The organism is Ruegeria sp. BC1 (assembly GCF_056539305.1).
This window is the reverse complement of sequence record NZ_JBQFUT010000020.1, coordinates 1-6,078: the sequence shown is the minus strand read 5'-3', so window position 1 is coordinate 6,078 and position 6,078 is coordinate 1. Positions and strand designations below refer to the sequence as shown.

Genomic DNA, 6,078 nt, shown 5'->3' with positions numbered 1-6,078 from the left:
CATTGGCGAGATCAACTCCGCTACCGTCCGCCTTAACGCGAACCTTCACATTATAGTCAATCACGCGTTTGACAGGCACGAGTACCTTCATTTTGCGCTTGCTCCTCACAAAAAACGGTAAGCCGCGTTGCGACTCCACCAATGCTCTCGGAAGCCTGAATAGCGCCTCAATTCGCGTGACAACAGGGCAAAATCGTCACGTCGTAGCTTTGGGACGTCGCGTTTTGTATTTTTTTTCGTGTCGGCCAGTTAGATAGCGGTTTTCGTGCTAGCGGTTCGCCCCCGGAACCCAAAGCACATCCTGCGTCCCGTTTTCATTGGCACAGCGCGCAGCCACGAAGAACCAATCGCTGAGGCGATTGAGGTACTTCACTGCCACTTCATTAACCGGTTCCATATTGGTCAGTTCAACCGCGAGCCGCTCGGCCCGACGCGACACCGTCCGGCACACATGCAGATGCGCCGCCAGCCGCGAGCCGCCCGGTAGAATGAAACTGCGCAGCGGTTCCAGCGTTTCATTCATCGTGTCGATTTCAGCTTCCAAGCGATCAATCTGACCGGGAACGATGCGCAACGGGGGATAGTCGGCCTCGGCGTCTTTCTCCATGTCGGGGCGGCAGAAATCGGCTCCCAGATCGAATAGATCGTTTTGAATGCGGGACAGGGCGGCTTCGACCTCGCCCTCGGCTTCAGTGCGGGCTACGCCGACGAACGAGTTCAACTCGTCTACAGTGCCATAGGCTGCAACGCGACCGGAGTATTTGGCAACCCGTTCACCGTTGCCCAACGCGGTTTTGCCGTCATCGCCGGTGCGGGTGTAAATCTTGTTCAGAACGACCATTTACTGTGCTCCTTGTCCACGCAGCCAGACGTAGAGCACGATCAACACCACGGCAATGAATTGGAACAGGATACGCAGGCGCATCATCTTGTTGCTTTTCATCGCGGCCGACTTGCCGCTTTTGCCGAAGTTTGAGATGCCAATCGCCAGCACGACGACAACCGCCGCCATGGCCAACAGCAAAACGACCATCAAAAGGTCCATGAGCACACCGTCCGCGTTTCTTGTTTTCCTGCCCTATCATCTAGCCCCGAAGGAGCGAAAAGCGAACGGGTAAATTCGCCTCAGACGTCCGAAAGGATACGGTCGATCGTACGAGTGGGCAGAATGCGGCGCAGGTATCCAGCGATATAGGTCGGGGTTGTTACATAGTAGCGGGCGCGGGGGCGCTTGGATTCGACGGCATGTGCCAGCTTGTCCGTTACAGCGGATGCGGACAGTTCGAAACGGTCAGGGCCCGAGGATTCGTACAATCTTTTCAACAGGGAATCCTCGTACCTTTCGCGCAGGGCCGAGTTCTGCCAGTTGATGAAACGCTCGAAAAACGGGATCGAATTCTCGCGGAGTTTCGATGTGATCGGGCCGGGCTCGATCAGGATGACCCGGATGTCTGTATCGGCAAGTTCCAGGCGCAGCGTATCCGTCAAGCCTTCGATTGCGTATTTAGTGGCCACATAGGCGCCGCGCCATGGGTAAGCGACAAGCCCAAGAACGGATGAGTTCTGAACGATTCGCCCGTGCCCCTGTTCGCGCATCACCGGAATCACCTGCCGTGTCAGGTCGTGCCAGCCAAAGAAATTCGCCTCGAATATCTGACGCAACCCGTCCGTTGGTAGATCTTCTACCGCACCGGGTAGACCGTGTGCGCCGTTGTTGAACAGCGCGTCCAGCGTACCGCCTGTGGCCTCAAGCACTTCGGCCAGGCCAGAGGCAATACTTTCGGTGTTCGTGTAGTCGATGCGCGGGCTTTCAAACCCCTGTGCCCTTAGCCGGTCGCAATCGCGCTGCTGGCGGCAGGACGCAAACACCTGCCATCCGCGAGCGCGCATACCATGAGCGGCGTCCAGACCGATGCCAGACGAACAGCCGGTGATAAGAATGGTTTTCTGCATGGTCTTCCTGAAGCTGAACCTGAGTTATAGCTATTGCGTGGTTCGGGTCAGGACAATGACAGCACGACGTCAGTTTGCGATTTTTCGGACCAAAGACGCTGAAATCCAACCCACCTGTTGCTGAGGCAACACGCGCAGGCGCAGCCAGCCGGTTCCGGACTCGCTCAGAACCTCAACCTTCTGGCCAATGGTGGCCTTGCCAATGATGGGATAGATCGTTCCCGGCCCGTCGCGCATATTCACGCGGGTGCCCGAGATTTCACGAATGTCTTTTTTAGGTTCAGAATACGCGGGGGATTCGATGACGTTTTCGATTGGCTCAGCCGCGATTTGACGCAACCCAGCTACGCCGTCCTCCAGCGAGGCGAGGGTGATATTGGCGCTTTGATCCGCAAAGACTGAGAGGCCCGAGAAAGTATCGAGGTTGGCGTTTTCCGCCACGAATTCAACCACTTCTTCCGCAGGGGGTTCAGGTTGCACCCGTTCGGCAGGCGCGCGGATTGTTACGTTCGTGACAAGCTCTTCGACACGGGCCGGGGCGACCGGGGCAGGGTTGTAGGTTGAAGCAACGCGTTGCGGTTGATCACTGCGCACTCCGCGCGGTTCAAACTCGGGCCCGCCACTGACGACATAAAAGCACCACCCGAGTGCGGCGAAAGTTATAACAATAAGGCGCGTCATGGCGCATCCCCCGGTAATCGCAAGAAACAAGAAATAGGCAGCAGTCTAATACACGCAGCCTACCATATTTCGGGGTTCGAGTCGAAAAATGGGGGAATTCGAGGGGTTGCCTCCCCCTGTTGCAAAAAGCGCCACTTGTCCCCAGCAAAATATGCGCTGCTTGCTTTACCAAGGCGCGCTTGCGGCGTATCACATCATGTATGAACGACACGATCGACGACCCCAACATGGAGGCCCCCCACAATGGGGGCGAGGTAGCCGAACCGCTGCGCCGCGCAATTGGCGAACGCTACCTGACCTATGCACTATCCACCATCATGCACCGGGCTTTGCCCGATGCGCGCGACGGGCTGAAGCCGGTTCACCGGCGAATCCTATATGCAATGCGTGAGCTACGACTCAGCGCGACGGGTGGATTCCGAAAGTCAGCCAAAATCTCCGGCGACGTGATGGGTAACTATCACCCGCATGGCGATGCCGCGATTTACGATGCGATGGCGCGTCTGGCGCAGGACTTTAACGTCCGATACCCGCTGGTCGACGGTCAGGGGAATTTCGGGAATATCGACGGCGACAACCCGGCGGCCTCGCGATACACCGAGGCGCGGATGACCATCGTGGCCGAGGCGCTGCTGGAGGGTCTGAACGAGGACGCCGTTGATTTCCGCGACAACTACGACGGCACACTGACCGAGCCGGTTGTGCTGCCGGCACAGTTCCCGAACCTGCTGGCCAATGGTGCCAGCGGTATTGCCGTGGGGATGGCGACCAACATTCCGCCGCATAACATCTCGGAGCTTTGCGACGCCTGTCTGCATCTGATCAAGACGCCCGACGCACGTGACGACACGCTGTTGAACTATGTGCCCGGTCCGGATTTCCCAACCGGCGGCGTGATCGTCGAGCCGCCTGAAAACATTGCGCAGGCCTATCGCACCGGGCGTGGATCGTTCCGCCTGCGCTGTAAGTATGAGGTCGAGGATCTGGGTCGTGGCCAGTGGCAGATCGTTGTCACCGAGATTCCCTATCAGGTGCAGAAGTCCAAGCTGATCGAAAAGATCGCCGAACTGATCCAGACCAAGAAAATCCCGATCCTCGCCGACGTGCGCGACGAATCCGCCGATGACATCCGTCTGATTCTGGAGCCGCGGTCCAAGAACGTGGACCCCGAAGTCCTGATGGGCATGCTCTACAGGAACTCGGATCTTGAGGTGCGGTTCAGCCTGAACATGAACGTGCTGATCGACGGGGTGACGCCCAAGGTCTGCTCGATGAAGGAGGTGCTGAGGGCCTTCCTTGATCACCGGCAAGAGGTGCTGCTGCGCCGCTCACGTCACCGCATGGCGAAGATCGACCACCGTTTGGAGGTGTTGGAGGGCTTTATCGTCGCCTTCCTCAATCTCGACCGTGTGATCGACATCATTCGTTACGATGACGACCCCAAAGCCGCGCTGATGCGCGAGGATTGGGGCATCGACCACGTCCGCGCAACTGATGAGGCTGACTATGTCTCGCCCAAGCCGGGTGAGGGCGAGCTGTCCGAAGTTCAAGTCGACGCCATCCTCAACATGCGCCTGCGCAGCCTGCGCCGTCTGGAAGAGATGGAGCTGGTCCGCGAACGCGATGATTTGATGCTGGAACGCGCCAACCTCGAAGACCTGCTGGCCGATCCCGCTCTGCAATGGGCCAAGATCGCCGAGCAGTTGAAAGAAACCAAGAAGACCTTCGGGAAAGACTACGAAGGCGGGGCGCGGCGCACGCAATTTGCCGAGGCGGGGCAGGTCGAAGAGGTGCCGCTTGAGGCGATGATCGACAAAGAACCGATCACGGTCGTCTGCTCTCAGATGGGTTGGATTCGCGCCATGACCGGCCATATCGACCTGAAGCGAGAGCTTAAGTTCAAGGACGGTGACGGCCCGCGTTTCATCTTCCACGCAGAAACAACCGATCGACTGCTGGTTTTTGCCTCGAACGGCCGGTTTTACACCGTCAGTGCTGCCAATCTGCCTGGCGGGCGGGGCATGGGCGAGCCGCTGCGACTGATGGTTGACCTGCCGAACGAAGCGCAGATCATCGACATCCTGATCCACAAACCGGGGCGCAAGTTGCTGGTGGCCTCGGATGCGGGCAATGGCTTCATGGTGCCCGAGGATGACGTGCTGGCCCAGACTCGCAACGGCAAACAGGTGCTGAACGTCAAAGGCGACGAAACGGCAATGATCTGCAAACCGGTCGAGGGCGACCACGTGGCCGTAGTGTCTCAGAACGGAAAGTTCCTCGTTTTTCCAACCGAAGACCTGCCCGAGATGACCCGAGGCAAAGGCGTGCGCCTGCAGAAATACAACATGGCGCGCGGCCGACAGGGGACCCTGGAGTTGGATGGCGGGTTGTCGGATGTCACGACCTTCAACTGGGAAGAGGGCCTGAAATGGTCCATGGGCGGCGACAAGACCCGGCACGAGGCGGATATGTCACAATGGCTGTCCAAGCGCGCCAGCGTTGGGAAAAAACCACCCTATGGCTTCCCGCGCGACTATAAATTCTCGTGATTGTGTCCTAGGCACAGGGGAATTCTGCCGATACGGCTTGGCACAGGCCGTATCAGTGCGCTAGATCAAATAAAATCAGGCCTATCGAGACGAGACCATGTTGCGCATTCTGACACTGATAACCGGACTGGCCCTGATGGGTGCATGTACGCAAACGCAGGTTTATGAAGAGCCCGAGTCACTGGGTGAGTTCAAGCTGCGCGTCAATTATGCCTTTGCTGACAAGGCGGTGCAGGGACCGGTTTCGCGCGATGCGACGCCGCAAGAATGGACCGATGCGATTCAGAATGCGGTTGATATTCGTTTGGGCCGGTATGAAGGCGCGCAGGAATACGACATTGGCATAAGCTTGGAAGGTTACATGCTGGCCCCACCCGGTATTCCGGTGATTTACAACCCCAAAAGCACGGCCATCGTTCTGGTCAACGTCTATGACGTAAAAAGCAAAGAATTTCTGGCCAAAGGCAAACAATTCCAGGTGCTCGAAGACACAACGGGCGGCAGCGCGCTGAAAGGGTCCGGACACGAGCGCACAAAAGAAGAGCAAATGAGCGGGCTAGCACTAAAAGTTGCAGACCGAGTCGAGGAATGGCTGGCCGAGGAACATAAGGACAATGGCTGGTTTGATCGCCGCCCCGACCTGATCCAACCGCTCGATTCTGACGTGGTCACGCAAAATCCGGCGTCTTAACCTGCTTTTCACGCAGGATGTGCTTGATTTTCCCTGCCGAACCCAATATCTCGCGCGCGCAGATGTAACCACGGGACCAAGGGTCCCCCAAATCGCAAAAGGGCGCCTGAGGAATGGCAAAGGAAAAGTTTGAGCGTACAAAACCGCACGTCAACATCGGCACGATTGGCCACGTTGACCATGGTAAGACCACGCTGACCGCAG

The 6,078-nt window shown here is 57.7% G+C and carries 7 protein-coding genes and 1 pseudogene; 3 read left to right on the top strand and 5 right to left on the bottom strand.

Features of this window, described 5'->3' with window-relative positions:
* The 5 genes and pseudogenes from ACR0IY_RS21860 to ACR0IY_RS21840 all read right to left on the bottom strand — a co-directional run.
* A pseudogene (locus tag ACR0IY_RS21860) lies at nt 1–91 on the bottom strand (electron transfer flavoprotein subunit beta/FixA family protein); the annotation flags it as partial.
* Between the two features lie 177 nt (nt 92–268).
* Nucleotides 269–841, bottom strand: coding sequence for a cob(I)yrinic acid a,c-diamide adenosyltransferase (locus ACR0IY_RS21855; protein ID WP_480677136.1), 573 nt, complete (start codon nt 839–841; stop codon nt 269–271).
* Nucleotides 842–1,045 (bottom strand): twin transmembrane helix small protein, encoded by a 204-nt coding sequence (locus tag ACR0IY_RS21850; RefSeq protein ID WP_480677134.1) that lies wholly within the window; start codon nt 1,043–1,045, stop codon nt 842–844. It abuts the gene before it with no gap.
* A gap of 80 nt (nt 1,046–1,125) precedes the next feature.
* Entirely contained in the window at nt 1,126–1,953 is an 828-nt protein-coding gene (locus tag ACR0IY_RS21845; RefSeq protein WP_480677132.1) for an SDR family NAD(P)-dependent oxidoreductase, read from the bottom strand.
* Nucleotides 1,954–2,022: 69 nt separating this feature from the next.
* Nucleotides 2,023–2,634 (bottom strand): SH3 domain-containing protein, encoded by a 612-nt coding sequence (locus ACR0IY_RS21840; RefSeq protein ID WP_480677130.1) that lies wholly within the window; start codon nt 2,632–2,634, stop codon nt 2,023–2,025.
* Between the two features lie 200 nt (nt 2,635–2,834).
* Here ACR0IY_RS21840 and parC point away from each other — a divergent pair, with 200 nt between their 5' ends.
* The 3 genes from parC to ACR0IY_RS21825 form a co-directional block, all read left to right on the top strand.
* Nucleotides 2,835–5,183 carry a DNA topoisomerase IV subunit A gene (parC, locus tag ACR0IY_RS21835; RefSeq protein ID WP_480677128.1) on the top strand — a complete coding sequence of 783 codons (2,349 nt, stop codon included), beginning with the start codon at nt 2,835–2,837 and terminating at the stop codon, nt 5,181–5,183.
* A gap of 97 nt (nt 5,184–5,280) precedes the next feature.
* Nucleotides 5,281–5,874, top strand: a complete 594-nt coding sequence (locus ACR0IY_RS21830; RefSeq protein ID WP_480677126.1) for a hypothetical protein — start codon at nt 5,281–5,283, stop codon at nt 5,872–5,874.
* 113 nt (nt 5,875–5,987) lie between these two features.
* Nucleotides 5,988–6,078, top strand: a 91-nt coding sequence (locus ACR0IY_RS21825; protein ID WP_215675807.1) for a GTP-binding protein, incomplete at its 3' end; no start/stop codon positions are given.